General features: G+C 73.0%; 22 protein-coding genes and 1 pseudogene. 11 read left to right on the top strand and 12 right to left on the bottom strand.

Going from position 1 to position 24,260, the window contains the following annotated elements; all coding sequences use genetic code 11:
- Positions 1–13: 13 nt before the first annotated feature.
- From ACTHJJ_RS14830 to ACTHJJ_RS14810, 5 genes are all read right to left on the bottom strand, one after another.
- Positions 14–2,548, bottom strand: a complete 2,535-nt coding sequence (locus ACTHJJ_RS14830) for an FtsX-like permease family protein (protein WP_440303711.1) — start codon at positions 2,546–2,548, stop codon at positions 14–16.
- Positions 2,548–3,339 carry an ABC transporter ATP-binding protein gene (locus ACTHJJ_RS14825; protein ID WP_440303710.1) on the bottom strand — a complete coding sequence of 264 codons (792 nt, stop codon included), beginning with the start codon at positions 3,337–3,339 and terminating at the stop codon, positions 2,548–2,550. Before ACTHJJ_RS14825 ends, ACTHJJ_RS14830 begins: the two co-directional genes overlap by 1 nt.
- A 69-nt stretch (positions 3,340–3,408) precedes the next feature.
- Positions 3,409–3,558: a hypothetical protein gene (locus ACTHJJ_RS14820; RefSeq protein WP_440303709.1), complete on the bottom strand. Its 150-nt coding sequence runs from the start codon at positions 3,556–3,558 to the stop codon at positions 3,409–3,411.
- A gap of 87 nt (positions 3,559–3,645) precedes the next feature.
- Positions 3,646–3,879 carry a heavy-metal-associated domain-containing protein gene (locus ACTHJJ_RS14815; RefSeq protein WP_440303708.1) on the bottom strand — a complete coding sequence of 78 codons (234 nt, stop codon included), beginning with the start codon at positions 3,877–3,879 and terminating at the stop codon, positions 3,646–3,648.
- A gap of 106 nt (positions 3,880–3,985) precedes the next feature.
- Positions 3,986–5,464: an MFS transporter gene (locus ACTHJJ_RS14810; protein ID WP_440303707.1), complete on the bottom strand. Its 1,479-nt coding sequence runs from the start codon at positions 5,462–5,464 to the stop codon at positions 3,986–3,988.
- Positions 5,465–5,581: 117 nt separating this feature from the next.
- Between ACTHJJ_RS14810 and ACTHJJ_RS14805 the strand changes: the two genes are divergently transcribed.
- The 4 genes from ACTHJJ_RS14805 to ACTHJJ_RS14790 all read left to right on the top strand — a co-directional run bounded on the left by ACTHJJ_RS14805 (position 5,582) and on the right by ACTHJJ_RS14790 (position 11,288).
- Positions 5,582–8,296 carry an ATP-binding protein gene (locus ACTHJJ_RS14805; protein ID WP_440303706.1) on the top strand — a complete coding sequence of 905 codons (2,715 nt, stop codon included), beginning with the start codon at positions 5,582–5,584 and terminating at the stop codon, positions 8,294–8,296.
- Positions 8,297–8,394: 98 nt separating this feature from the next.
- The gene (locus ACTHJJ_RS14800; protein ID WP_440303705.1) at positions 8,395–8,871 is read left to right on the top strand and encodes a hypothetical protein; all 477 of its coding nucleotides are present in this window, start codon (positions 8,395–8,397) and stop codon (positions 8,869–8,871) included.
- 50 nt (positions 8,872–8,921) lie between these two features.
- A complete protein-coding gene (locus ACTHJJ_RS14795) occupies positions 8,922–10,031 on the top strand; it encodes a flavin-containing monooxygenase (RefSeq protein ID WP_440303704.1) in 1,110 nt (369 codons plus the stop codon).
- A 141-nt stretch (positions 10,032–10,172) separates the two neighbouring features.
- Positions 10,173–11,288, top strand: a complete 1,116-nt coding sequence (locus ACTHJJ_RS14790; protein ID WP_440303703.1) for an aminotransferase class V-fold PLP-dependent enzyme — start codon at positions 10,173–10,175, stop codon at positions 11,286–11,288.
- Between the two features lie 68 nt (positions 11,289–11,356).
- Here ACTHJJ_RS14790 and ACTHJJ_RS14785 read toward each other — a convergent pair whose 3' ends face one another.
- Together ACTHJJ_RS14785 and ACTHJJ_RS14780 are read right to left on the bottom strand one after the other, a co-directional pair.
- Positions 11,357–12,475 carry a baeRF2 domain-containing protein gene (locus ACTHJJ_RS14785; protein ID WP_440303702.1) on the bottom strand — a complete coding sequence of 373 codons (1,119 nt, stop codon included), beginning with the start codon at positions 12,473–12,475 and terminating at the stop codon, positions 11,357–11,359.
- Between the two features lie 69 nt (positions 12,476–12,544).
- Complete coding sequence (locus ACTHJJ_RS14780) at positions 12,545–13,513, bottom strand: 1-phosphofructokinase family hexose kinase (protein ID WP_440303701.1); 969 nt, start codon at positions 13,511–13,513, stop codon at positions 12,545–12,547.
- Positions 13,514–13,597: 84 nt separating this feature from the next.
- Here ACTHJJ_RS14780 and surE point away from each other — a divergent pair, with 84 nt between their 5' ends.
- The 3 genes from surE to ACTHJJ_RS14765 all read left to right on the top strand — a co-directional run bounded on the left by surE (position 13,598) and on the right by ACTHJJ_RS14765 (position 17,125).
- Positions 13,598–14,362 carry a 5'/3'-nucleotidase SurE gene (gene surE / locus ACTHJJ_RS14775; RefSeq protein WP_440303700.1) on the top strand — a complete coding sequence of 255 codons (765 nt, stop codon included), beginning with the start codon at positions 13,598–13,600 and terminating at the stop codon, positions 14,360–14,362.
- 88 nt (positions 14,363–14,450) lie between these two features.
- Positions 14,451–15,740 carry a M16 family metallopeptidase gene (locus ACTHJJ_RS14770; RefSeq protein ID WP_440303699.1) on the top strand — a complete coding sequence of 430 codons (1,290 nt, stop codon included), beginning with the start codon at positions 14,451–14,453 and terminating at the stop codon, positions 15,738–15,740.
- Positions 15,737–17,125: a M16 family metallopeptidase gene (locus ACTHJJ_RS14765; protein ID WP_440303698.1), complete on the top strand. Its 1,389-nt coding sequence runs from the start codon at positions 15,737–15,739 to the stop codon at positions 17,123–17,125. The genes ACTHJJ_RS14770 and ACTHJJ_RS14765 overlap by 4 nt, the downstream gene beginning before the upstream one ends.
- Before the next feature lie 77 nt (positions 17,126–17,202).
- Here ACTHJJ_RS14765 and ACTHJJ_RS14760 read toward each other — a convergent pair whose 3' ends face one another.
- The 5 genes and pseudogenes from ACTHJJ_RS14760 to ACTHJJ_RS14740 all read right to left on the bottom strand — a co-directional run bounded on the left by ACTHJJ_RS14760 (position 17,203) and on the right by ACTHJJ_RS14740 (position 21,456).
- Positions 17,203–17,679: a GNAT family N-acetyltransferase gene (locus ACTHJJ_RS14760; RefSeq protein WP_440303747.1), complete on the bottom strand. Its 477-nt coding sequence runs from the start codon at positions 17,677–17,679 to the stop codon at positions 17,203–17,205.
- 78 nt (positions 17,680–17,757) lie between these two features.
- A pseudogene (gene hisN / locus ACTHJJ_RS14755) lies at positions 17,758–18,531 on the bottom strand (histidinol-phosphatase); the annotation flags it as partial.
- Between the two features lie 18 nt (positions 18,532–18,549).
- Entirely contained in the window at positions 18,550–19,590 is a 1,041-nt protein-coding gene (gene rsgA, locus ACTHJJ_RS14750) for a ribosome small subunit-dependent GTPase A (RefSeq protein WP_440303697.1), read from the bottom strand.
- Positions 19,587–20,936 carry a 3-phosphoshikimate 1-carboxyvinyltransferase gene (gene aroA / locus ACTHJJ_RS14745; protein WP_440303696.1) on the bottom strand — a complete coding sequence of 450 codons (1,350 nt, stop codon included), beginning with the start codon at positions 20,934–20,936 and terminating at the stop codon, positions 19,587–19,589. The genes rsgA and aroA overlap by 4 nt, the downstream gene beginning before the upstream one ends.
- 1 nt (position 20,937) lies before the next feature.
- Positions 20,938–21,456 carry a DoxX family protein gene (locus ACTHJJ_RS14740; protein ID WP_440303695.1) on the bottom strand — a complete coding sequence of 173 codons (519 nt, stop codon included), beginning with the start codon at positions 21,454–21,456 and terminating at the stop codon, positions 20,938–20,940.
- A gap of 126 nt (positions 21,457–21,582) precedes the next feature.
- Between ACTHJJ_RS14740 and ACTHJJ_RS14735 the strand changes: the two genes are divergently transcribed.
- The 4 genes from ACTHJJ_RS14735 to rsrA all read left to right on the top strand — a co-directional run bounded on the left by ACTHJJ_RS14735 (position 21,583) and on the right by rsrA (position 24,105).
- Positions 21,583–22,416, top strand: coding sequence for an SOS response-associated peptidase (locus ACTHJJ_RS14735; RefSeq protein WP_440303694.1), 834 nt, complete (start codon positions 21,583–21,585; stop codon positions 22,414–22,416).
- On the top strand, positions 22,413–23,045 hold the full coding sequence (locus tag ACTHJJ_RS14730) for an alpha/beta hydrolase family protein (RefSeq protein ID WP_440303693.1): 633 nt from the start codon (positions 22,413–22,415) through the stop codon (positions 23,043–23,045). The genes ACTHJJ_RS14735 and ACTHJJ_RS14730 overlap by 4 nt, the downstream gene beginning before the upstream one ends.
- A 95-nt stretch (positions 23,046–23,140) precedes the next feature.
- Entirely contained in the window at positions 23,141–23,842 is a 702-nt protein-coding gene (locus tag ACTHJJ_RS14725; protein ID WP_440303692.1) for a sigma-70 family RNA polymerase sigma factor, read from the top strand.
- Positions 23,842–24,105, top strand: a complete 264-nt coding sequence (gene rsrA, locus ACTHJJ_RS14720; protein ID WP_440303691.1) for a mycothiol system anti-sigma-R factor — start codon at positions 23,842–23,844, stop codon at positions 24,103–24,105. The genes ACTHJJ_RS14725 and rsrA overlap by 1 nt, the downstream gene beginning before the upstream one ends.
- The last annotated feature ends 155 nt before the right edge of the window (positions 24,106–24,260 follow it).

Genomic DNA, 24,260 nt, shown 5'->3' with positions numbered 1-24,260 from the left:
CGGCGCTCCCTCACTACTGGGTTGCGATCGCGGTCAGGACGTCGAGCCGCGCGGCGCGACGGGCAGGCAGCAGGCCCGCGGTCAGGCCCCCGAGGACGGCCACGGCGGCCACCCCGAGGAGCTGAGCGACAGGCACCTGCACCACCGCTGTGGTGTCCGCGGCGAGGCCGACGAGCACCGAGGCGGCGAGGACGAGCCCGAGGGCGACGCCACCGACGGCGGCCACGGCGGCAACGAGGACCGCCTCGGCACGGACCATGCCGCGCAGCTGCCGACGGGTCATCCCCACCGCTCGCAACAGGCCGATCTCACGGGTGCGCTCGACGATCGACAACGCCAGCGTGTTGGTGATGCCGAGCAACGCGATGAGAACCGCGAACCCGAGGAGCAGGGTGATCAGGCCAAGAACCTGCTCGATGGCTGCGGCCCGCCCGGCGGCCGCTTCGGCCTGGTCGCGGATCTGCGCATTGGGAAAGTCCGCCACCGCGGCCCGCAGCGCCGCTCGGGCAGGGGCCGGGTTGACGCCGTCAGCGAGCGAGACGTACACCGTCGCATCCACGTTCTCGTTGTAGTGAGCCGCGTAGCTGCGGAGCGAGATGACGTAGTTGGTGGACAGCGCCTGGGCGGACTCGTCGGCCATCACCCCGACGACCCGGAGCCGCTGGTCGCCGTCACGAGGGAAGGTCATGGTGAGGGAGTCGCCCACTGCCAGACCGCGTTCCTTGGCGGTCTTCTCTGCCAGCACGAGACCGCCCTCATCGAGCGCGGCGAAGGTCCCGGAGATCATCCGGACGTTGGCGACCTTCGGCAGCGTTGCGGGGTCGACGGCCGTCAGGGCGCTGGTCATGCCGCGGTCGAGCCAGTGCCCGAAACGGGTGCGTGACGTCGTGGCGACCTCCGGAACGCCCGCGACGCGCCTGGCGACCTCGGGGGAGAGGCCTCCCAACATCTCGTCGCGGCTGCTCTGCACGAGCAGGTCCGCGGTGATCGTCTCGGTGCCGGCTGCGCTGATCGCCTTGACCGAGCTGCCCAGCACCGCCACGAAACCGATCAGGGCCAGGCTGAGGGCCAGGGCCAGAGTGGTGGCAGCCGTTCGTCTCGGGTTGCGGACGATGGACTCCCTGGCCAGCTGGGCGGGCACCCCGAGTCTGCCGAGGGGGTGGCCGACCCAATGGGCCAGCCGGGGCACCAGCACCGGACCCAGGGCGCCGAGCCCGGCCAGCAGGAGAGCCGCCCCGGACCCGACCACGGCGACACTGCGTACCACGACACCGGCGAGCAGGAGCGCGACGGCGACAGCGAGCAGGACCCAGCCGGTGAGGCGGCGTCCCCGACGGTCACTCATCGGCCTCGGGCCGGCGGAGCGCATCGCCTCGACGGGTGCGACCCGGGCGGCACGGCGCGCGGGGCCGAGTGCGGCCAGCAGCGTGACCCCGGCGCCGGCTCCGAGGGCGATGGCCACGGTCTGACCGGTGACCGCCAAGGGGCCGCCCGGCAGCGCCACGCCCGCGCTCTGCGCCAGGCCGCGCAGGCCGTAGGCGGCCCCGATGCCGAGAAGTGTCCCGCCGCCGGCGCCGGTGAGGCCGACGAGGAGGGCCTCGCCGAGCACCGAGCCGAGCACCTGGCGGCCCGTCGCTCCGGCGGCGCGGAGCAGGGCGAGCTCACCGGCTCGTTGGGTGAGCACGATCCCGAAGGTGTTGGCGATGAGGAACGCGCCGACCAAGAGGCCGGCGGCCGCCAGGGCGAGGAGCACGATCCGCAGGTAGCCGATGCTGCGCTTCGCCGCGTCGGCGCTGGCGGCCGCGGCGTCCTGGCCGCTGGTGACCGCGTACTTCGGGCCCAGCTCGGCGGCCAGGCGGCCCCGAACGTCGGGGACGCTGGCGTCGTCCGCAGTGAGGACCTCGAGGGAGCTGAGTCGGGAACCGAGCCCGAGCAGCGCCTGGGCGGTCGGGAGGTTGACGAGGACGACGGCCGTGTTGGGAAGGCCGTCCCGGTCGCCGATGCCGGCCAGCCCGACGACGCGGAGCCTGCGGCTCTCGGTGGCGGACACGGTGACGGCGTCCCCGAGACCGATGTTGTGGTCCCGGGCGGTCGCGGCGTCGATGACGACCTCGTCCGCGCCACGGGGGTCCCGGCCCAGCCGGAGGGAGTAGGCGGTGAAGGGTGCGGTGCCCCAGGAGGCGAGCAGCGTGGGCCCGTTCGGCTCGACGGGCTGATCGCGGACCTGCAGCTGGGCGGAGCCCGAGGCGACCGCCCGCACCCGCTGGACGCCGGCCACGTGGTCGACCCGGTCGGCGAGGGAGGCCGGCAGCGGGTCGCGCTGCACCTCGACGCCCATCGCGGCGTCGAAGGCCGCCGTTGACCGGACCGTGAGGTCCACCCCGGCAGCCGCGGTGCGGAACTGGGCATCGAGCATTCGGGTGCTGGTGTCGGTGAGGACCAGGCTCCCCGCGACGAACGCGACGCCGAGCACGACCGCGACCCACGTCAGAACCAGGCGCGAGCGGTGTGCCAGCAGGTTGGACAGCGTCAGGTGCCACATCGTCATCACGCCCCGTCTGGGCCGTCGAGCCGAGCCATGCTCGCGAGCACGGTCTCGGGCGTCGGGTCGATCAGCTCGCTGACGATCCGGCCGTCGGCGAGGAAGACCACGCGGTCGGCGTAGGACGCGGCGACCGGGTCGTGGGTGACCATGACGATCGTCTGGGCCAGCGAGCGGGTCGCGTCCCGCATGAAGGCCAGCAAGGCGGCACCCGCGCGCGAGTCGAGGTTTCCGGTCGGCTCGTCGGCGAACACGAGCTCGGGCCGGGCGATGAGCGCGCGACCCACGGCAACCCGTTGCTGCTGCCCACCGGAGAGCTGCGCCGGGCGGTGACCCAGGCGTGAGCCGAGGCCCAGCATGTCGACCAGCGCAGCCTCCCAGGCCGGGTCGGGGCGCTTCCCGGCCAACGTCAGTGGCAGGGCGATGTTCTCGCGGGCCGTCAAGGCCGGCAGGAGGTTGAATGCCTGGAACACGAAGCCGACGCGCTCGCGGCGCAGGATGGTGCGCTCGCGCTCGGTCAGCGTGCTGAGATCGGTCTCGCCGAGCAGGACGCGGCCCGAGTCGATCTGGTCCAGTCCCGCGAGGGCGTGGACCAGGGTGGACTTGCCGGAGCCGGACGGGCCCATCACTGCGGTGAACCGACCCCTGGGGATGGACACCGTGGCGCAGTCGAGGGCGCGGACGGCGGCCTCGCCGGCCCCGTAGGTCTTGACCACGTCGACGGCGCGGGCCGCGATCGACGTGCTGGACGTGGCCGCCGGCTGCATCCGGGGCGGAGCGGTTGGAGTGGAAGTCATGATCTCTCCTTGAGTTCGGGTCGGGCCGCGGCGGGGGCTCCGCAGCGGCCCGACCCCGGGGGTGGGTGGTCAGGTCGTCGGGCGGGTGCGCCGGAGGCGCCGGGAGAGGGGGCGGTGTGTCTGGGTCGGCCGGTCACGGCGGTGCCGACGAGCCTTGTGGGCCGCCCGTAGCAGCTCCTGCTGCCGGGCCCGCATCTCGTACTCGCGCAAGGTGGTCATGACGGTCTGTCCTTTCAAGGGCTGGGATGGTGTGGGGTGGTGGGCGTGGCGGCGGCGCAAGGTGTCGGCCGCGGCCGGGTGCGAGGGTCAGGGGAGCAGGGTGTAGCCGGCCTCGGCGACCGCAGCCGCGACATCGGCGCGGTCGACGGGTTCGGTGGCGGTGACGGTGACTGCCCCGGTGGCCAGGTCGACGATCACGGATCCGACGCCGGTGACGGCGCCGATCTCCTCCGTGACCGCTCGCTCGCAGTGGCCGCAGGTCATGCCGCTGACGGTGAACGTGGTGGAGCCGATGAAGGTGTGGGGGGTGCCGGAGAGCATGTGAACTCCTTGTGAGAGATGGTGGTTGCTGTTTGGTGGGATCAGCGTCGCCGGGGAGGGCGGTGCATCACGCCGGGGAAATCGCCAGTTCCTTGCGGCACTGGGGTCAGTGGCCGTGCGCGCGTACGTGTGTCGTCCCGGGCTTGGCGGCGGGGACGGCGAGCACGGTCAGCAGGAACAGGCCGGCAAGGACGCCGGCGGTCGCGGTGAAGGCACGGGCGTAGCCGTCGATCAACCCGGCGGAGGTTGCAAGGTCCCCGGCCACGGCGGTCAGCGCGGCAACGCCCAGGGCGGCGCCGATCTCGTGGCCGGTCATCATGAGGCCGGAGGCGAGCCCGGACTTCTCTCGGGATACGTCGCTCATCGCGGCGACCGCGATGGCCACGAACATCGGTCCGACGCCCGCGCCGACGAGCAGGAACCCGGGAAGTACATCCGTGACGTAGGAGGTGCCGCCTGCCCTCGATGCGAGCAGCAGGACGCCTGCGGCCATCACGACGAGGCCGCCGAGGATGAGGGTGCGGGCGCCGAGCGGCCCGACGAGCTTGGACGCGACCGAGGCGGCCACGGTGATCGCGGCGGCGAGCGGCAGGAACTGCAGGCCGGCGACGAGCGCGGAGGAGCCGACGACCGTCTGCAGGTAGAGGGAGGTCAGGAAGATCGCGCCGACCACGACGCCGGTGACACCGGCCATCACGGCCGAGGCGGAGACGAGCGACCGGATGCGCCACGTGCTCGGCGGCACGAGCGGGTTGTCCGCACGCTTCTCACGCAGCGCGAAGCCGGCGAGCAGGACCGCCGCCAGGATGAGGCAGACCCACGTGCGCGGAGCGGCCCACCCGGCAGTGCCGGTGGCCTCGATACCGAACACGAGCAGCAGCAGCCCGCCCACCAACGTCGCCGCTCCCGGGGCGTCGAGCCGGCGGATCGCGCGCGGTTGCGCCTCGCCCTGTGGCACCAGGCGCAGCGTGCCGGCGGCGACGGCGATCCCGATGGGGACGTTGATGAAGAACACCGCTCGCCAGCCGAGAGCGCTAGTGAGCGCTCCACCGAGGAGGACACCCGCGGCGATGCCGAGACTGCCGACGGTGCCCCAGACGGCCAGGGCGGTCTGACGCTGCCGGCCGGCATACGTCGTCATGATGATGGAGAGCGCGGCCGGCGTGAGCAGGGCGGCCCCGGCGCCCTGGCCGGCCCGAGAGAGGATCAGGGCGAGCGGGCCCTGGGCAAGGCCGCTGGTCAGGGATGCCGCCGTGAACAGGCCCAGGCCAGCCAGGAAGGCGCCGCGGCGCTCGAGCAGGTCGGCGATCCGGCCGCCAAGCAGGAGCAGGCCTCCGGAAAGCAGGACGTAGGCGCTCACGGCCCACTGGTACTGGTCCGCGGACAGGTGCAGACCGCGGCTGATCGAGGGCAGCGCGACGTTCACCACGGAGACGTCGAGGATGACCATGAACTGGGCGGCGATCATCAGGCCGAAGACGCTCCACGAGCGTCGTGGTCCGTCCGCCGCCTCAAGGTGTGGGACAGGGGTGTGGGCGGCGCCGTGGTGAGTGGCCGTCGGGCCCTCGTTGGTGTGAGGTGTCATTGCTTCTCCTTCAGCTGGTTCGGACGACTGTCAGGTTGGCCGGAGGAGGGACACGCTCACGCCGGTGATTTCGCCGGGTTCGGCTCCGCCCGGGTCAGCCGTCGGTACCATCGGCCCGTGCTGACGGGCCGGGACCGCGAACGGGCGGCGATCGCGAGGCTCCTGGAGGCTGCTCGCGCAGGGAACGGTGGCGCCGTGGTCGTCCGGGGCGTAGCGGGGTCCGGCAAGTCGACCCTGCTTGCCGAGACGGTGGCCGACCTGGCCGGTGTCACTGTGCTGCGGACGTCAGGTGTGGAGTCGGAGTCGCCGTTGGCGTTCGCGGCGTTGCAGCGACTGCTGTGGCCGCTGCGTGTCGGTCTCGATGCACTCCCGGCTCCGCAACAGGCCGCGCTGCGCGCCGCTCTGGGGGAGGTGTCCGGCGACGGCGACCGGTTCCTGACCTTCCTCGGGACACTGAGCCTGCTGGCGGACGCCGCCGAGGGCGCCCCGGTGCTGGTCGTGGTCGACGACGCCCAGTGGCTCGATGACGCCTCGGCGGCCGCCCTCTTGTTCGTCGCGCGTCGGCTCCAGACCGAACGGGTCGCGATGCTGCTGGCGGCACGTGAGGGCGACGTCCGCCGGTTCGAGGCACCCGACCTGCACTCCGTGACACTCGGTGCCGTCTCCGGACGGGACGCCGAGCTGCTCCTCGCGGCCGGTGGTACGCGCGAGGTCGACCCCGGGGTGCGTGACCAGCTGGTCGCGGCCACGGGTGGCAACCCCCTGGCGCTCGTCGAGCTGTCCCAGTCACTGACCGGCGAGCAGCTGACCGGTCTGGCTCCGCTGCCCACGCCCCTGCCACTGACCGACGGTGTCGAGCGAGCGTTCCTGGACCGTTACCGGCGCCTGCCCCAGCCCGCGCAACGCCTCCTGCTGGTGGCCGTTGCCGATGACACCGGACGAGTCACGGTCGTCCGGGACGCCGCCGAACGGCTCGTAGCGGGGGAGGACGCCCTCGACGTGGTCGAGCGGAGCGGCCTGCTGAGCCTCGCCGGCGAGGAGATCCACCTCTACCACCCCCTCGTGCGCTCCAGCGTCTACGGCGCGGCGACCAGCGCGGAGCGCCGAGCTGCCCACCGTTCGCTCGCCGACGCGCTGCATGACGACCCCGATCGACGGGCCTGGCACCTGGCTGCGGCCGTCGACCGGCCCGACGAGCAGGTCTGCCTCGAGCTGGACGGCGTCGCCGAGCGGGCCGCCTCCCGAGGTGGTCACGAGGCCGCCGCGGCCGCCTGGGCACGAGCCGCCGAGCTCACCGCCGGGGGAGACGCACGCGCCCGTCGCCTCTACCTGGCCGCATCCTCGGCCTGGCTGGGAGCCCACCCCTCTCGGGCCACGGCGCTCGCGACCGCAGCCGCGGCTCATGCGGCTGATCCGCAGCTGCGCACGCGCCTGCTGACCCTCCAGGGGCAGATCGCCTGGAACACGCGCTCCCTGAACGACGGCTACGACCTCATCCTCCAGGCCGCCGAGGTCGCCCGGGGCGTGGATCCGGCCATGGCCACGCAGCTGGCGATGCTGGCCTCTTCGCTGGCCGCCTTCGGGGCGCGCTCAGCACGGCAGGTCGAGCCCGTGGACCTCGTGGCGCCGCCCGACGCGGCAGCCCCGCTTGAGGCCCATGCGGCCCACGAGCTGCTCCAGGGGTTCGTCGCGGTCGCCCGCGCAGAGTGGGCAGCGGCCTCGGCGTCCTTCCGGCGCGCCTTCGAGCTCACCGACGCGGCTCCCGTCGACGATCACGTGCTGCAGCCCAACCTGGCGGTTGCCGCGCTGCTGATCGACGACGACGACCACGCCCTGCGCCTGCACGAGGAGCAGCTGACGGCTGCCCAGCGCGCGGGCGCGCTGACGATGATCGAGCACGCCCTCACCCGCGGTTTCCACACGCAGGTCGCCACCGGCTCCTGGTCGAGGGCCGCCTCGGCCGCCGCCGAAGCCCTGCCGCTCGCCGCCAGCACCGGGCATCTCGGTATGACCGCACTCCCGACAGCTGAGCTGGCACTCGTCGCGGCCCTGCGCGGGGACGACACGGCCGAGCAGCACCTCACCGAGGTCGCAGAGATCCGTGCCCAGCACCGGATCGGCATCACCGACGGCCTCGTCGTCGACCTCACCCACTGGACGGCGGGGCTTCGGGCGGCGGCCCAGCCGGCGACGGCACTGCTCAGCCTCGAGCAGCTCCGTGAGCCGTCGGTGCGCCGGATGGCGGCCCTGGACCTCTTCGACACCGCGGTGCGTGCTGGCCGTCTCGACATGGTCCGCACCTGGCTAGACGAGCTGGTCCCGTTCGCGGAGGGCGTGCGGACCCCGGCCTCGATCGCCGTCGTAGAGCACGGCAACGCCCTGCTCGCGGAGGGGGCGGAGGCCGAGCCGCATTTCGCGCTCGCCCTCGCCGCCCATGCCGACTCCCCACGGCTGCCGGACCGCGCCCGCACCGAGCTGGCGTTCGGTGAGTGGCTGCGCCGGGCGCGGCGACGGGTCGACGCGCGCGAGCACCTGCGGACCGCCCTGGCGCTCTTCGAGGAGCTGGGCGCGAGGCCCTGGGCCGAACGCGCCGCCCAGGAGCTGCGCGCATCCGGGGAGACGGCCCGGCGCCGGGACGTGTCGACCGCGACCGACCTGACCGCCCAGGAGCGACAGGTCGCCGGCCTCGTGCGCCAGGGCCTGTCCAACCGGGACGCGGCAGCGCGCCTCTTCGTGAGCCCGCGCACCATCGACTTCCACCTGCGCAACGTGTTCAGCAAGCTCGGTGTGTCATCGCGTGCCGAGCTGACTGCACTCGCTCTCGACGTCTGACGCCCACGTCGAGCCCGAACCCGGCGGTTTTCCCGGCGTGACCGGGACCGTCCGCCTCCTAGCGTCCGATCAGACCGATCCGGACGAAGGAGACCTCCATGGAACCCACCCCGGCCACCGCGCCCGTAGTGACCCCCTCGACTGCTCGCCCGCGCCTGCTCGAGCGACTGGCCCGGCGCTGGCCGACGGCTCTCGGCGTCGCCGCCACCGGCGCCAGCCTGGCCGTCGTCGCCCCGATACCGACGAGCGCTCGCACCTGGCTCGGCGCCGCGTGCCTCCTGGCCGCCGCAGTCATCTATCTCGTGTGGGGCGCTGCCCGCGGCGAGCTCGGTGAGCGCCGCTGGCGCACTGCACAGACCATCGGCGTCGTCGGGTTCGGCGCGGTCGCGCTCGCCGTCGTCGTGGCGGACCCGGCTGCGGCGCGCTATGTCCTGGCTGCGGGATGGATCGCCCACGCGGCGTGGGACGTGGTCCACCACCACGCCGGCCGCGTGGTGCCCCGCTGGTACGCCGAGACCTGCATGGCGTGCGACCTCACCGTCGCCGCGGTGCTCCTCACCGTCGGCCTCGGCTGACTGCCCCGATCTTCTCCCAACCGACACACCCACTTCAAAGGAGACCCCCCATGTCACTCCACCCATCCGCAGACCAGCAGGTCCGCGACGTCATCGTGATCGGCGCGGGCCAGGCCGGGCTCGCCCTCGGTCACTACCTCGCCCGCCGAGACGCCGACTTCCTGCTGCTCGAGGCGGGCCCTGAGGTCGGGCACTCCTGGCGCACCCGCTGGGACTCGCTGCGGCTCTTCAGCCCCGCTCAGTACGACTCCCTTCCCGGCCTGCCCTTTCCCGCGCCGCGCGACACCCACCCGAGCAAGGACGAGGTCGCGGACTACCTGGCCGGCTATGCCGAACGCTTCGCGCTGCCCGTGGAGGTCAACGCTCCGGTCCAGGCGTTGCACCGCAGCGACGACGGCTTCGTCCTCACGACGCCGACCGGTCAGCTGCGCGCCAGGCAGGTGGTGGTGGCGACCGGACCCTTCCAGCGCCCGCACACCCCCGCCCTCGCTGGGCAGCTGGACCCGGAGGTGCGACAGCTGCACAGTGCCGACTACCGCAACCCGGAGTCGCTGGGAGAGCACGGCCACGTCCTGGTCGTCGGCGGTGGCAACTCGGGTCTGCAGATCGCGGGAGAGCTCGCCGAACGCGCTCCTGTGACCGTCGCCGTGGGTTCCCGGTCCCTGGAGCTGCCCCAGCGGGTCGCCGGTCGCGACCTGTTCTTCTGGCTGACGAGGTCCGGATTCTTCACCGTCCCGACGGAAAGCCGCATCGCGCGCCGCCTGCGCTCCCGCGGCGACATCGTCATCGGCACGAGGACCTCCACGCTGCGTCGCCGGGGCATCGACCTCCGGCCCCGCCTGACCGGCTTCAGCGAGCGGGTCGCGCGCTTCGCGGACGGCACGAGCACGCCCGTGGACGCGGTCGTCTGGGCCACCGGGTACCGGCCGGACTACTCCTGGCTGGACGTGCCGGGCGTCGTCGTCGACGGGCAGGTCCAGCACGACCGCGGGGTGAGCGACGCCCCCGGGCTGTACTTCCTCGGCCTGCCCTGGCAGACCTGCCGTGGCTCCGCGCTCCTCGGCTTCGTCGGCGCCGACGCCGAGACGCTCGACGTGAGGATGGCCCAGGACGCGGTGGCCCGCCGGCACGAGACCGTGCTGCTCCCGCAGGGCGGCTGACGGCAGGGCCGCGACCCACCCAGCGCCGGCACCCGCTCGCAGCGGCGAGGGCCGGTGGCCGGGGGAGGGCACGCTACGATCCCGTCCGGCTCCAGCGAGCTTGTGGAGCCGAGGACGACGACCGGAGAGGGGGAACCAGCCGTGGACGTCAGTGCCGTGCGTGCGGAGTTCACCCTCGACTGGGGCGTCGCCCACCTCAACCACGGCTCGTTCGGTGCCGTGCCGCGCCGCGTGCAGGAGGCCGTCACCCAGGCACGGGCGGCCGCCGAGCGGGACTTCGACGCCTTCTTCGAGGACCGGCTCTTCGCGGACCTGGAGCGCTCCCGGACCGCCCTTGCCGCCTGGCTCGGCTGGGACCCTGCCGGGACGGTCTTCACCGCCAACGCGACGACGGCGCTGCAGACGGCGCTCGCCCACCTCGCCCCTGGCCCCGACGACGAGGTCGTCACGACGACCCACGAGTATGACGCGACCGGCCTCGCCCTCGAGGTGTTGGCCGGCCGGGGGGTGCGGATCCGCAGGGTTCCGGTTGCCGGACTGTCCGCGACGGCCGCCGTCAGCGCAGTGCTCGACGCGGTCGGCCCCCGTACGCGTGCCGTCCTGCTGAGCCACGTGACTTCTCCCTGGGCCGAGCTCCTCCCCGTGGAGGAGGCGGCGGCCGCGCTCGCGGGCTCCTCGACAGCGCTCGTCGTCGACGGTGCCCACGGTCCGGGGCTCGTCGATACGAGCCGGGTCACCGGTCAGGGAGCCTGGTACGCCGCCACCCTGCACAAGTGGGGTCACTTCCCGCGTGGGACCGGTGCGCTGTTCATCCCACCGGGGGACCGGGCGGGGGTGCGACCCCTCGTGACGAGCTGGCACGCCCACGCGCCCACTGCACCCGAGCGGTTCTCGTGGGTGGGCACGACAGACATCGCGCCGTTCCTCGTCACCGACGCCGTCCGTGAGGTGCACCGCACGCTGGCGGCGGCCGGTGCCCGGCAGCGCATGCGCGCGCTCACGGAGACGGTCCGGCGGGCCCTGCACAAGCTGCCGGGCGCGGAGCAGATCCCGGGGAACTCCCAGACGCCCGCCATGGCGGCGGTCCGGCTCGCCACCAGCGACGGCGCCGGCTTGAAACGGGCCCTCGCCGCTCGCGGGGTCCATCTCTGGGCGGGAGCGACGGCCGAGGGCACGGTCGTGCGGGCGTCGCTCGCGTCCTACGTCAGCGACGACGACGTGTACAGGGCGCTCCACGCACTGCGCGAGCTCCTCTAAGGGGTGCCACTCGGCCTCTGCTGGGAGACCGGCGCGATGGCTGTCGCTCGGAGCGCGTCAGGGACGCGTCAGTGCCGGGTCGAGTCATCGTCCCATCTGAGGATGGCAGCCACCCCGTCCCGCAGCTGCACGCCGTCGTCGACGAGGCCCACGCTGCCACCGGTGGCGGCGAGGGACCAGACGAGCGCCGCGTCGACCCGGTCGGGCGTCGGGGCCGTCGCACCGGCCTGCCGGGCGTCGGCCTCGGTGAGGCCGATCATCGACGCGTCCTCACCGACGAAGAGCGTCCGGTCGGCGGCAGGATCGTCGCGCAGGAGCAGGGTGTCGACCTGCGCCTTGCGGACCGCCTCGACGACGGCGTCGAGGCCCTCGGCACCGCGGCCGGTCGTGCCCCGCGCGGCCTCGAAGTCGTCGCGCAGCTTCTGCTGCCGGCCGGCTCGGCGGCGCGCGAGCTCGTCCTGGATCGCCTCGGCCTCGGCCTCCTTGGAGACCCCCCGGGCCCGGCCACCGGTCGCGAGCGGGACGAGACGCTCGCGGACGTCCGGTGAGGCCTGGTCCCCGAGCAACGACATGGCCCGCTCGTCGCCCATCACGAAGACGACGGCGGGCTTGCCGCGACGGACCACGCTGTCGACGGCACGGGCGACCTCGCCCGCGTTGTGCTTCCAGGAGTCCTCCGCCCGGGTCTGGATCCGGCGCTCACCCATCCCACCCGCGGAGACCTTGTGGATGACGTCGTGGTCACCCGTCACGTCACTGTCCTCGAGGACGGTCCCGGTGATGCCGACCATCTCGAGGTCCGCACCCGTCCGGTCGACCCGCACCACGGCATACGGCTCGTGGGCGTCGAGGCCGCGGATGAGTGGCATGAGGTGCGGCGCCGACGAGAACGACGTCTTCTGCCGGACGGGGCGGCCGGGGAACGTCAGGTCGAGGAGGAGCTGGCCGGAGGCGCCACAGACGACGCGGGTCAGCTCACCGCCGCGCCCCGACGGCTCGAGCGCCGACTTCTCCATCGCGTCGAGGGTGTCAGCTGCGGCGCCGAGCTGTTCGAGGTGGCGGCGACCGTTGGCCCAGATCTCTTCCGGACGGTCGGATGTCGCCGGGGCGATGTGCGTCGCGTCGAGCGTCGCGGTGGCGTAAGGGCCCTGCACGCGAGTGAGGGGCCGAAGCCAGTCGAGTTGCACGGGAACCTCCTCGGATCGAGCGTCCCAAGCCCGCTACCCGAGTGCATCCCGGACAAACCACCCCTCTCCCTATGGCGCGCCGGCCTCGACGGGGGACACCTCGACCCGCTCGGCCAGGGCGTCGATGGCGGAGCGGCCACCGGTGGCGACGCCGTGCCGCGTGACGTTGAGCGCGCCGGCGGCTGCCCCGAGCCGCAGCGCGTCGGCCCACCCCAGACCCCGCGCCACCCCCGCGGCGAGCCCGGCCGTCATCGAGTCGCCCGCGCCCCGGTGGTCGACCCGCTGCATCACCGGCCCGTGGACGCTGACGAGTCGCCCCTCGAGCAGCGCGAGAGCGGGTTCGTGCGCGCGGGAGACGACGACCGACTCGGCACCCGCCCCATGCAGCCGATCCATCCCCGCCCGCAGGGCCGTGACGGACTCGTCCGGGGCCCAGCCGTCGTCGACCAGCTCCTCGTGGCTGACCTTGAGCACGTCGAGGCCACCGCCGAGGGCGTCCCGGAGGGCGTCGCCGGAGAGGTCCGCGACGGTGGGCGTGCCGAGCGCGTGGACGTCGGCGGGCAGCCGTCGATACGTCCCCTCGGGCAGGACCCCCTCGGTCGCCGGGCCGCAGATGACGCACACATCGGCCCGGGCCGCGGCCTCGAGCGTTGCTGTGTAGAGCTCGTCCGCCTCGTGCCGTCCCAGGGGGGCCGGGTCGGTCGTCGCGATGACGTGCCGCTCGCCGCCCCTCCGGTCGTGGACGTATGCCGCTGTCTGACCGGCGCTCTGCACGGTCCGGACGGCCAGGGACTCGGCCTCGAGGAGCGGCCCGAGCAGGCGGCCGGTCTCGCCGCCGCACGGCAGGCAGAGCACGGGGCTCACGCCGAGCTCGCGCAGCATCCGCCCGACCCAGATGCCCTGTCCGCCCGCGTGGATGTGGATGTCGGGGGAGCCGGAGACGTCCTCCACGGTCACCGTGACGAACGGCGTCGGGCAGAACACGGCCGCCCGCAGCCGCGTGGGCATGCGCGGGTCGTGGATCGTCTCGGCGGCCATGCTCGGGCACTACCCGGCGGGGCGGCCGCCACGCCCGGGGTACCGGCCCCGGCTCGTGGGTAGGGGCCGAGGATGCGGACACTGGTGACGAACGACGACGGCGTGCGCAGCCTCGGCCTCCACTGGCTCGCGCGGGCCGCCCGCAAGCACGGACTCGACGCATATGTCGCTGCGCCCAGCGAGGAGCGCAGCGGCGCGAGCGCCTCCCTCACCGGACTGGAGACCGACAAGGGCCCGGTCGCCAAGCCCTACGAGGCGGCGAGCCTCGACGGGATCGAGGCGTGGGCCGTCGAGGGCGCGCCGGCCTTCATCGTGCGGGGCTGCGCCAACGGCGAGCTCTGCCAGGTGCCCGGTCTCGTCCTCTCCGGCATCAACCGGGGCCCGAACACCGGCAGCATGATCCTGCATTCGGGCACGGTCGGGGCAGCCTTCACGGCGGCCGCGCACGGCATCCCGGCCATCGCGTTCTCGTCCTCGATGACCGACCCCCGACACGAGCAGACCCATGTCGAGGTGGTGACGCGGGTGCTCGACTGGTTCTGTGAGCGCCAGTGGCCGGACGACGCGGCCCCGGTCCTCAACATCAACATCCCCGACGTCCCGCTGGACGATCTCCGAGGCCTCACACGGGCCCGGCTGGCCACCTTCGGCACCGTCGAGGCCGAGCGTGGACGCGTCGGCGAGGGCTTCGTCAGCGTGTCGATCCAGCAGGTCGACGAGGAAGACTCCGAGCACACCGACGAGGCGCTGCTCGCGTCGGGCTGGGCCACCGTGACCGCTCTGCAGGCGCCGTGCGAGAGCCGCACCCCGGGGCTGCGCGGGCTGCCGTTCCGGACGGCGGCGCGGTGACGCGCCATACATCCGTATGCAGCCCACCCGGCTCGCGCGTCTGCGCCCGGAGGGGCTGCGCGGCGGGCGATCGCTTAGGGTCGGTCAGGTGACGAGAAACGCCTATCCGCTTGCCCGGACGATGCTCGACAACGGCTTGCAGGTCGTCGTCTCGGAGGACCACGCCGTGCCGAACGTCGCCGTCAACCTGTGGGTCGGCGTCGGTTCTCGCCACGAGAGCCCCGGGGGGACCGGGCTGGCCCACCTCTTCGAGCACCTCATGTTCCAGGGCAGCCGCAGTGTCGCCTCGGGGGAGCACTTCTCGCTGCTGATGGACCAGGGCGCCCGGCTCAACGCGACGACGTGGTTCGACCGCACCAACTACTTCGAGACGGTCCCGACCGGGGCCCTCGAGCTCGCCCTGTGGCTCGAGGCGGACCGGCACGGTCACCTGCTCGATGCGGTGAACCAGGAGAACCTCGACAACCAGCGGGACGTCGTCAAGGAGGAGAAGCGCCAGCGGTACGACAACCAGCCCTACGGCACGGCCCTCATCGACGTCTACGCGACCGTCTTCCCGCCCGAGCACCCCTACCACCACCCGACGATCGGGTCGATGGAGGACCTCGATGCCGCGACGCTCGAGGACGTGCACGCGTTCTTCCGGGCCCACTACGGCCCGAACAACACGGTGCTGACCCTCGCGGGCGACCTCACCCCGGAGCACGGGTTCGCCATGGCCGAGCGCTACTTCGGCGACCTGCCGCCGATCGACGTGCACCAGCGGCCGCTCCTGCCCCAGCTTCCGCCGCTGGACGAGGCAGTGCGCCTGGACCGCGTCAGGGACGTGCCCAACGACCGTGTCTACGTGACCTTCCGGCTCCCCGTCGACGCCACGCCCCAGTACCACGCGTGCGCGATCGCCATCGACGTGCTGGGCGGTCTCGCGAGCTCCCGGCTGATGCGCCGGCTGGTCCGGGTCGACGAGACGGCGACCTCGGTGGGCGGCTGGACCATGGGCCTCGTCGACGGGGTCGGGCTCGGGGCCCTCACCATCGACGTCGCGCCCGGCGCCGACGCGGAGGCGGCCGAGGCGGCCCTCTGCGAGGAGGCGGCGCGGTTCATCGAGGAGGGGCCCGACGAGGCCGAGATGGAGTCGGTCCTCGCCGACACCGAGCGGGCCTGGCTCAGCTCGCTGGCCGGCCTCGACGAGCGCGCCGACCACATCAGCCAGTACACCCTCCTGCACGACGATCCCGACTACGTCAACCGATTCATCGACGAGGTCCGGGCCGTGACGGCCGACGACGTCCGGGCCGCCGCGGCCCAGTGGCTCCATCCCGACAGCCGGGCCGTGGTCCGGTTCCTCGCCGAGACCGACGCGGAGGCGGCCGCATGAGCACCGTGAGCCGCCCCGAGGTCGCCCCGCCCGAGCCATGGAGCTTCCCGGCCGCCTCGACGACGACCCTGCCGAACGGCGTGACCCTGCTGACCTACGACGTGCCGGGGCAGTACGTGCTGTCGATCCGCGTCGGCCTGCCGATCTCGCTCACCGACGAGCCGCGTGAGCTGGAGGGGGTCGCCACGATCATGGCGCGCACCCTCGACGAGGGGACCGCGCGCCACAGTGCCGAGGAGTTCGCGCGCCTCCTCGAGCGCAAGGGCGTCAGCTTCGGAGCCGGCATCGGCGACGCGGGCCTCACCATGGACCTCGATGTCGTCAAGGGCAACGTCGAGGACGCGCTGGACCTGCTGCGCCAGATCCTCACCGAGCCGGTCTTCCCCGACCCCGAAGTGGCCCGCCAGGTCCGCACCCGGCTGGCGGAGATCGACCAGGAACGGGCGGTCGCGGCGAACCGGGGCGTGATCGAGTTCGTCAAGACGCTCTTCGCCGAGGACGAGCGGGCGTCGCGCCCCGTCGGCGGCACCCGCGAGACGGTCACGGCGATCAGCCGGGACGACGTCGCAGCCTTCCACGCCCGGCACGTCGTCGCGAGCGGGTCGACCGTCGTCGTCGCCGGCGACCTGTCGGGCCTCGACGTGCCCACCCTCGTCGAGGCGGCGCTCGGCGGTTGGGACGCCGGTCCCACCGAGCGCCCCTCCGCCATCACGCGCTCCGCAAAGCTCGCCGAGGACCGCTGCCGCATCGTCTTCGTCGACCGGCCCGGGTCGGTGCAGACCGAGTTCGTCATCGGCGCGCCGGGGCCCGACCGCTCGGTCGAGGGAGGGTGGGCTCCATACCCCGTCATCGGGTTCGTCGTCGGCGGCTCCCCGAACGCGCGCATCGACGCCGTCCTGCGGGAGGAGAAGGGCTACACCTACGGCATCCGGTCGAGCTTCCGCCCGCGGCGTTCCGGGGGGCTGTTCCTCACCGCCGGATCGGTCCGCGGCGACGCGACCGTCGAGTCCCTGCGGCTGCTCATGGAACTGCTGACCTCGGGGTGCGAGGGCTTCTCGGACAAGGAGGTTCGCTCCGGCGTCGACTTCATCGCCAAGACGGCGCCCGGGCGTTACGCCACCGCGGACGAGGTCGCCGACGAGGCCGTGACGATGGCCCTCGACGGGCGCACGACCCAGTTCACGACGGACAACCTGCGCGACCTCGTGACCGTCGACGCGGAACGGCTCGACGCGGCGTTCAGCCGGTTCGCCGCGGCGGCGGGCATCGACCCGGACCAGCCGGGGTCCGGCTGGACGATCGTGCTCGTGGGTGACGCCGCCGAGCACATGTCCGGGATCCAGGGCCTCGGCCTCGGGACGGTCACCGTGGTGCACGACCGCTGACCGGTGCTCGGTCGCGCTGGAGGGTGCGCCTGGGGCGGCGGCTCGGCAGTGCGGCGGCTCGGCAGGGTGGCCGCTCGTCAGAGCGGCTGCTCCATGACGAAGTCCTCCTCCTGGGCCCCGCCGACGTTGAACCGCTTCGTCCCCACGATGCGGAACCCGTTCTTGCCATAGAACTTCTGCGCCCGGGCGTTCTGCTGGTTGACGCCGAGCCAGATGCCGGCCGCGCCCCGGTCCTTTGCCCAGGCACGCCCGGCCTCGAGCAGCTGGCCCGATGCGCCGGTGCCGTGCGAGCTCGGCAGGACGTAGATCTTGCTCAGCTCGACGGCGGGCCGGTGGTGGATCGCTCCACGCGCGTCCTCGTCCGCGGGCTCACCGGCGACCAGCATCGCGTAGCCGACGGCCCGGCCGTTCTCCTCGGCGATGAGGACGACCCGGTCCGGGTCGGCCATGTAGTCGCCGAAGCGTTCGGGGGAGAGGAACTGCGTGATGAACGCGCTGACCCGCTGGGGGCTGATCGTGGGGGGACAGGCCAGCCCGAACGTCGCTGCGGCCACCTGGGCGACCCGGTCGACGTCGGCCGGCTCTGCGCGCCGGACGGTCGCCGGGGCGGCTCCCACCTGGTCGGCGGCGGCGAGGCGACGCAGCACCTGCAGGTGGAGGTGGCCGTTCGTCGCGACCGCGTTGCCGCTCCAGCAGCCGAGCCGGCCGTCGAGGCCGGTGAAGCTGCCACCTGCCTCCTCGACGATCGGCACGAGGGCGGCCATGTCGTGGACGGCGAGCTCCGGCTCCGCGGCGGCGTCGACCGCGCCCTCGGCGACGAGCATGTATGACCAGAAGTCGCCGTAGGCGCGAGTCCGCCAGCAGGCGTCCATCAGTTCGAGGAACGTGTCGCGCAGGCCGAGGTCGTGCCAGCCGGACAGGGACGAGTAGGACAGGGACGCGTCGGCGAGGCGGGACACACCGGAGACCGAGATCCGGCGCGCCGAGGTGATCGACCGTCCGGTCCAGGCGCCCGACCCCGTCGCCGCCCACCAGCGGCGCTGCAGGGCGGGGGCGGAGACGAGCCCGACCACCGGCTGGCCGTCGTCGACGAGCGCGATGAGGGTGGCCCACACCGGGACACCCCGGACGAAGTTCTTGGTCCCGTCGATGGGGTCGATGATCCAGCGGCGTGGACCGTGCCCGGTCCGCTCGAACTCCTCGCCCTCGACGGCGTCGCGCGGGCGGGACCGCTTGAGCTGGCCGCGGATCAGCTCCTCCGCGGCCCGGTCGGCGTCGGTGACGGGGGTGAGGTCGGGCTTCGACTCGACGACGAGGTCGGCGGCCCGGAACCGCTCCATGGTGAGCCGGTCGACGGCGTCGGCCAGGACGTGCGCGAGCCGGAGGTCGTCGTCGTAGGTCGTCACGTCGCGGAGCCTAGTGGCTCACCACTCCTCGGCAGCGGACCGGCTCTCGAGGAGGCGGCGGAGCGACTCGAGACGAGCCGGTCCGGCCGGCCCGGCGTGACCGCCCGCCACCCAGGCGTCGAGCGCGCAGTCGGGCTCGTCATGGGTGCATCCGCGGGGGCAGTCGTCTGTGCCTTGCGCCAGGTCCGGGAAGTGGTCGACGATCCGGTCAGGGTCGATGTGGGCCAGCCCGAAGGACCGCACTCCCGGCGTGTCGATGACCCAGCCCGACTCGGGCAGCCGGAGCGCAACGGCGTTGGTCGACGTGTGGCGGCCGCGGCCCGTCACGTCGTTGACCTCGCCGGTGCTGCGGCCGGCGCCCGGCACCAGGGCATTGACCAGCGTGCTCTTGCCGACTCCGGAGTGGCCGACGAGAACAGAGATCCGTCCGGTGAGTCGCTTGCGCAGCTCGTCGATGCCGCGGATGTCGTGACCGTCCTGCGCGGTCACGACATAGTCCACGTCGAGCGGTGCATAGGTGGAGACGAACGCCTGCGCGTCGACGATGTCGGCCTTGGTCAGGGCGAGCAGCGGCTCGAGGCCGGCGTCGTACGCGGCGACGAGGCAGCGGTCGATCATCCTGGGCCGGGGCTCGGGGTCGGCGAGCGCCGTGACGATGACGAGCTGGTCCGCGTTCGCGACGATGACCCGCTCGATCGGGTCGGAGTCGTCGGCAGTGCGGCGCAGCACCGACGTGCGTTCCTCGACGCGGACGATCCGGGCGAGCGAGTCGGGCCGGCCGGTCGTGTCACCGACGAGTGCGACGCGGTCGCCCACGACGACCCGGCTCCGCCCGAGTTCGCGAGCCTTCATGGCCAGGACCGTGCGCTCGCCGTCGCCCTCGGCGGCCGAGCCCGGGCTTTCACGGGTGACCAGACAGGTGTAGCGGCCCCGGTCCACCCCGACGACGAGACCGATGACGGCATCGGCGTGGGCCGGCCGTTCCTTCGTCCGGGGGCGGGACCCACGCCGGTTGGGCCGGACCCGGATGTCGCCCTCGTCGAGGTCGCGCCAGCTCATCGACGGGGCCCGAGCATCCGGTCCCAGAGTCCGACGAAGTCGGGCAGCGTCTTGCTCGTCGTCCCGATGTCCTGGACGGAGACGCCGGGCACCCGCAGGCCGATGATCGCCCCGGCGGTCGCCATGCGGTGGTCGTGGTAGCTGTGGAAGCGCCCGCCGTGCAGCGGGGCGGGGGTGATCCGCAGGCCGTCCTCGGTCTCGACCACGTGCCCGCCGAGCGCGTTCAGCTCGGTGGACAGGGCCGCCAGGCGGTCGGTTTCGTGTCCGCGGATGTGGGCGACCCCGCGGATGCGGGACGGGGTGGAGGCGAGGGCTGCGAGGGCCGCGACCGTGGGCGTCAGCTCGGCCGCGTCGTGGAGGTCGATGTCGATCCCGACGAGCTCGCCGCTGCCGGCGACGGTCAGGCCCGGCCGGTCCAGGCGGACGTCGCCGCCCATCCCGTCGAGGATCTCGCGCATCATGTCGCCGGCTTGCGTCGTGTGCTGCGGCCACCCGGGCACGTGGACGCTGCCCCCGGCGACGAGCGCCGCGGCCAGGAAGGGCGCGGCATTGGACAGGTCGGGCTCGACGACGACGTCGAGACCGTTGACCTCGGATGGCTCGACCCGCCACGTGTTCGGCTCGGAGTCGTCGACGACGACGCCGGTGTCGCGGAGGGTCTCGACCGTCATGAGGATGTGTGGTTCGCTCGGGACCGGCTCGCCGGTGTGCCGGACGGTGACGCCGGCGTCGTAGCGGGCCCCGGCGAGCAGGAGCGCCGAGATGAACTGGGACGAGGCCGAGGCGTCCATCATCACGTCGCCGCCCGGGATGCGGCCGGTCCCGTGGACGGTGAGCGGGAGGTGACCGGTACCCCCGTCCTCGATGCTGCCGCCGAGCCGACGGAGCGCCTCGACGAGGGTGCCCATCGGCCGGACCCGGGCCTGCGGGTCACCGTCGAAGCGGACCGGACCATCAGCCAGCACGGCGACGGCCGGAAGGAAGCGCATCACCGTCCCGGCCAGGCCGCAGTCGATCGTCGTGTCCCCGCTGAGGCGCGCGGGCGGGGTGACGAGCCAGTCGGCCACGGCGTCCGGCCCCTGGTCGGTCTCGGTCGGGATGTCGTCGATGCCGACGCCGAGGTGCCGCAGGGCCTCCGCCATGAGGAGGGTGTCCCGAGACCGCAGCGGGGCGCGCAGCCGGGAGCGCTCACAGGCGAGGGCGGACAGGACGAGGTAACGGTTGGTCAGCGACTTGCTGCCCGGCAGTGTGACGGTCGCCTCCAGGGGCCCGTCGGCGACTGGAGCGACCCAGTCACCGACGGAGAGGAGGGAGGCTGTGCCGGGTTCATGCTCGGGGTTCGACACGTCAGCTCACGACGTCCTGTGCCTTGAGTGCCATGAGCTTCGCCTCGCGCCTGGCCGTCTTCGTGGCGTGCTTCGCCTCGTGCCGGGTCCGCTGGGTCGCGTGCTTGGCACGCCAGGCCAGCCCGGGACGGCCCTCGGTGTCGACGGCGGCGAGGAGGAGACCGCCGAGCAGGCCGACGTTCTTGAGGAACAGGCTGCGGCTCTGCGCCTTGCGCTGGGGATCGCTCTCCTCCCAGAAGGCGTGCTCGACGGCGGTCGTCGGCACGAGCGAGGCGGCGAGCAGCGTCGAGGCGAGCCGGGGGAAGCGGCCGGACGCCAGCAGCGCGCCCCCAGCCACGAGCACGCCACCGTTGACGCGGACCAGCAGGTCTGGGTCGTCGGGGATGGAGTTCGGCGTCGGCACCTGGTCGAGCAGGTGAGCGGCCTGGGCCGTGCGGGCGCCGGGGTTGCGCAGGGCATCGAGCCCCGCGACGACGAACACCGACGCGAGCAGCGGCCGGGCTATGCGACGGACGAGCATGGGGGTCCTCCTCCGGTCCCGGCAGCGACCGGGACCTCGACGATCCGTGAACACCTACCGTAGCCAAATACCCCCGCGGCGAGTGCTCATGTCCAGCTCGTTTCCCGCGCTCCTTACGCTGGGCGCATGTGTGGGAGGTATGCCGCGAGCGCCCGGCCGGATGAGCTCGTCGAGGAGTTCGACGTCGACGAGGACCACACGGGTGACCCGACCCGGTCGATCCTGCGGACTCCGCAGGACCCCCCACCCGGCCAGCCGGACTGGAACATGGCGCCCTCCAAGCAGGCCCCCGTGGTGCTGACGAGGCGCCCGCGGGGCGAGGAGGGGGCGGAGCCGAGCCGACAGCTGCGCCTGCTGACCTGGGGCCTGGTCCCGTCCTGGGCGAAAGACACGAAGACCGGCCTGCGGATGATCAACGCCCGCGCCGAGTCGGTCCTCGGCAAGGGGGCCTTCGCGAAGGCCGCGCTCGCGCGCCGGTGCATCGTGCCCGCCGACGGGTGGTACGAGTGGCAGAAGTCGCCGACGGCGCTCGACCCGAAGGGCAAGCCCCGCAAGCAGCCCTTCTTCGTCCACCGGACCGACGGCAGCCCCGTCGCCTTCGCCGGCCTCTACGAGTTCTGGCGGGACCGCTCCGTCCCCGAGGGTGACCCGGAGGCGTGGCTCACGACGTTCACCATCATCACCACCGACGCGGAGCCCGGTCTCGACCGGATCCACGACCGCCAGCCGCTCGTCCTCGAACCGGACCAGTGGCAGCAGTGGCTCGACCCCGACGAGCATGACCCGGACGTCGTGCGGCGCTTCCTCGAGTTCGCCAAGCCGGGCCGGTTCGAGGCCCACCCCGTCGGTCGCGCAGTCGGCTCGAGCAGCGCCAACGGACCGCTCCTCGTCGAGCCCGCCGGGCCCGAGGAGCTCCAGGGTGTCGTCGACCCCATGACCGGCGAGGTGATCGGCGGGTGAGCACGGAGCGGGTGCGGGAGGTCGCCACACCGCAGGGCCCCGGACGCGTCCACGTATGGCGGCCCCCTCGGCCCCGCGGAACCGTGGCGCTGGGGCACGGGGCCGGCGGAGGCCTGGGCGCGCTCGACCTCACGGTCGCCCGTGAGGTGCTGCTCGGGCACGGGTGGGTCGTCGCGCTCGTCGAGCAGCCCTGGCTGGTGGCGGGCCGGCGCATCGCCGGCAGGCCGCCCACGCTCGACGAGGCGTGGGTCCCCATCGTCGAGGCGCTCCTTGCCGGCCGTGGCCGCCTGCCGCGGCCGCGCGTCGTCGGTGGCCGCAGCGCGGGCGCCCGGGTCGCCTGCCGGACGGCGGCGCAGCTGAACGCGGCTGCGGGCCTGCTCCTCAGCTTCCCGCTGCACCCGCCCGGCCGGCCGGACCGGCTGCGCGCCGACGAGCTCGCCCTCGCACCCAACCCGTCGTGGGTCGTCCAGGGCACGAAGGACCCGTTCGGGACGGGGGCCGAGCTCACGCCATACCTGCCGGCCGGCACGTCCGTGCTCGAGGTCACCGGCTCGCACAGCTTCCCGAAGTCGTCCGGTGCCGCGCTCCGCGCCGCCATCGAGACCGTGGCGGGAATGCTCCCCGACTGACCCGCGTTGGACCCGGCATGGTCACCTGTCTGAGCCGCCCATCGTCGACGGCGAGCCCAGCGGTCTCCCACACGGGCGGGCTAGGCTGGATGGCGATGACCGAGCAGAGCCACGACAAGCAGCCAGACCAGGCCACGCCGGTCGGGCTGATCGAGACCGAGGAGACGCGCGCCGCGCAGGCGCGCGCGGACGCGGCGGTCGACGTCGCCAAGGAGGCACCCGACGAGCGCCGCGCCCGCTTCGAGCGAGAGGCCATGCCGCTGCTGGACCAGCTCTACAGCGCGGCCCTGCGCACGACGCGCAACGCGAGCGATGCCGAGGACCTCGTCCAGGAGACCTACGCGAAGGCCTATGCGGCCTTCCACCAGTACCGTCCCGGCACGAACCTCAAGGCGTGGATGTACCGCATCCTCACCAACACCTACATCAACAGCTACCGCAAGAAGCAGCGCCAGCCCCAGGAGTCCGACGCCTCGAGCGTCGAGGACTACCAGCTGCACCGGGCCGAGTCCCACATGTCCAGCGGCCTGCGCTCCGCAGAGGCCGAGGCCCTCGACCACCTGCCCGACAGCGACGTCAAGCGCGCCCTGCAGCAGATCCCCGAGGACTTCCGCCTCGCCGTCTACTTCGCCGATGTCGAGGGCTACTCCTACAAGGAGATCGCCGAGATCATGGACACGCCCATCGGCACGGTGATGAGCCGGCTGCACCGCGGGCGGCGCCAGCTGCGCGAGCTGCTCTCGGAGTACGCGAGCGACCGGGGCTTCGTGGCCGCAGGCGCGAAGGGGGCCGAGTGATGAGCGACGAGCGCACGGACTGCTCGGAGGCCCTGCTGCGCCTCTACGAGTACCTCGACGGCGAGATGTCGCCCGAGGACTGCGTGAGGATCCGCGCCCACCTCGACGAGTGCGGGCCGTGCCTGAAGGAGTACGACCTCGACACGACGATGAAGGCCCTCATCAAGCGGGCCTGCTCGCGGGAGCCGGCTCCCGACTCGCTGCGCATGACGATCATGTCGCGCATCTCGATGACCGTCATCCGGATCGAGCAGCAGCGCTAGCCGCCGCGCTGGCACGCGCTCAGGACGACGAAGGCCCCCCACCCCGGGGGGGCGGGGCAAGCCAAAATCACCCCGAAATCACACATAGGGGAAGGCGCCCAGGGTGAAGAGGATAACCAAGAATGAGCACCCCAATGAGGACCGCTATCTAATAC

Origin of the sequence: Intrasporangium sp., from assembly GCF_051961875.1 — a bacterium.
Classification (GTDB): Bacteria; Actinomycetota; Actinomycetes; order Actinomycetales; family Dermatophilaceae; genus Intrasporangium_A.
Note: the sequence above shows the minus strand (reverse complement) of the source record. Positions and strands in the feature narration are given on the sequence as shown.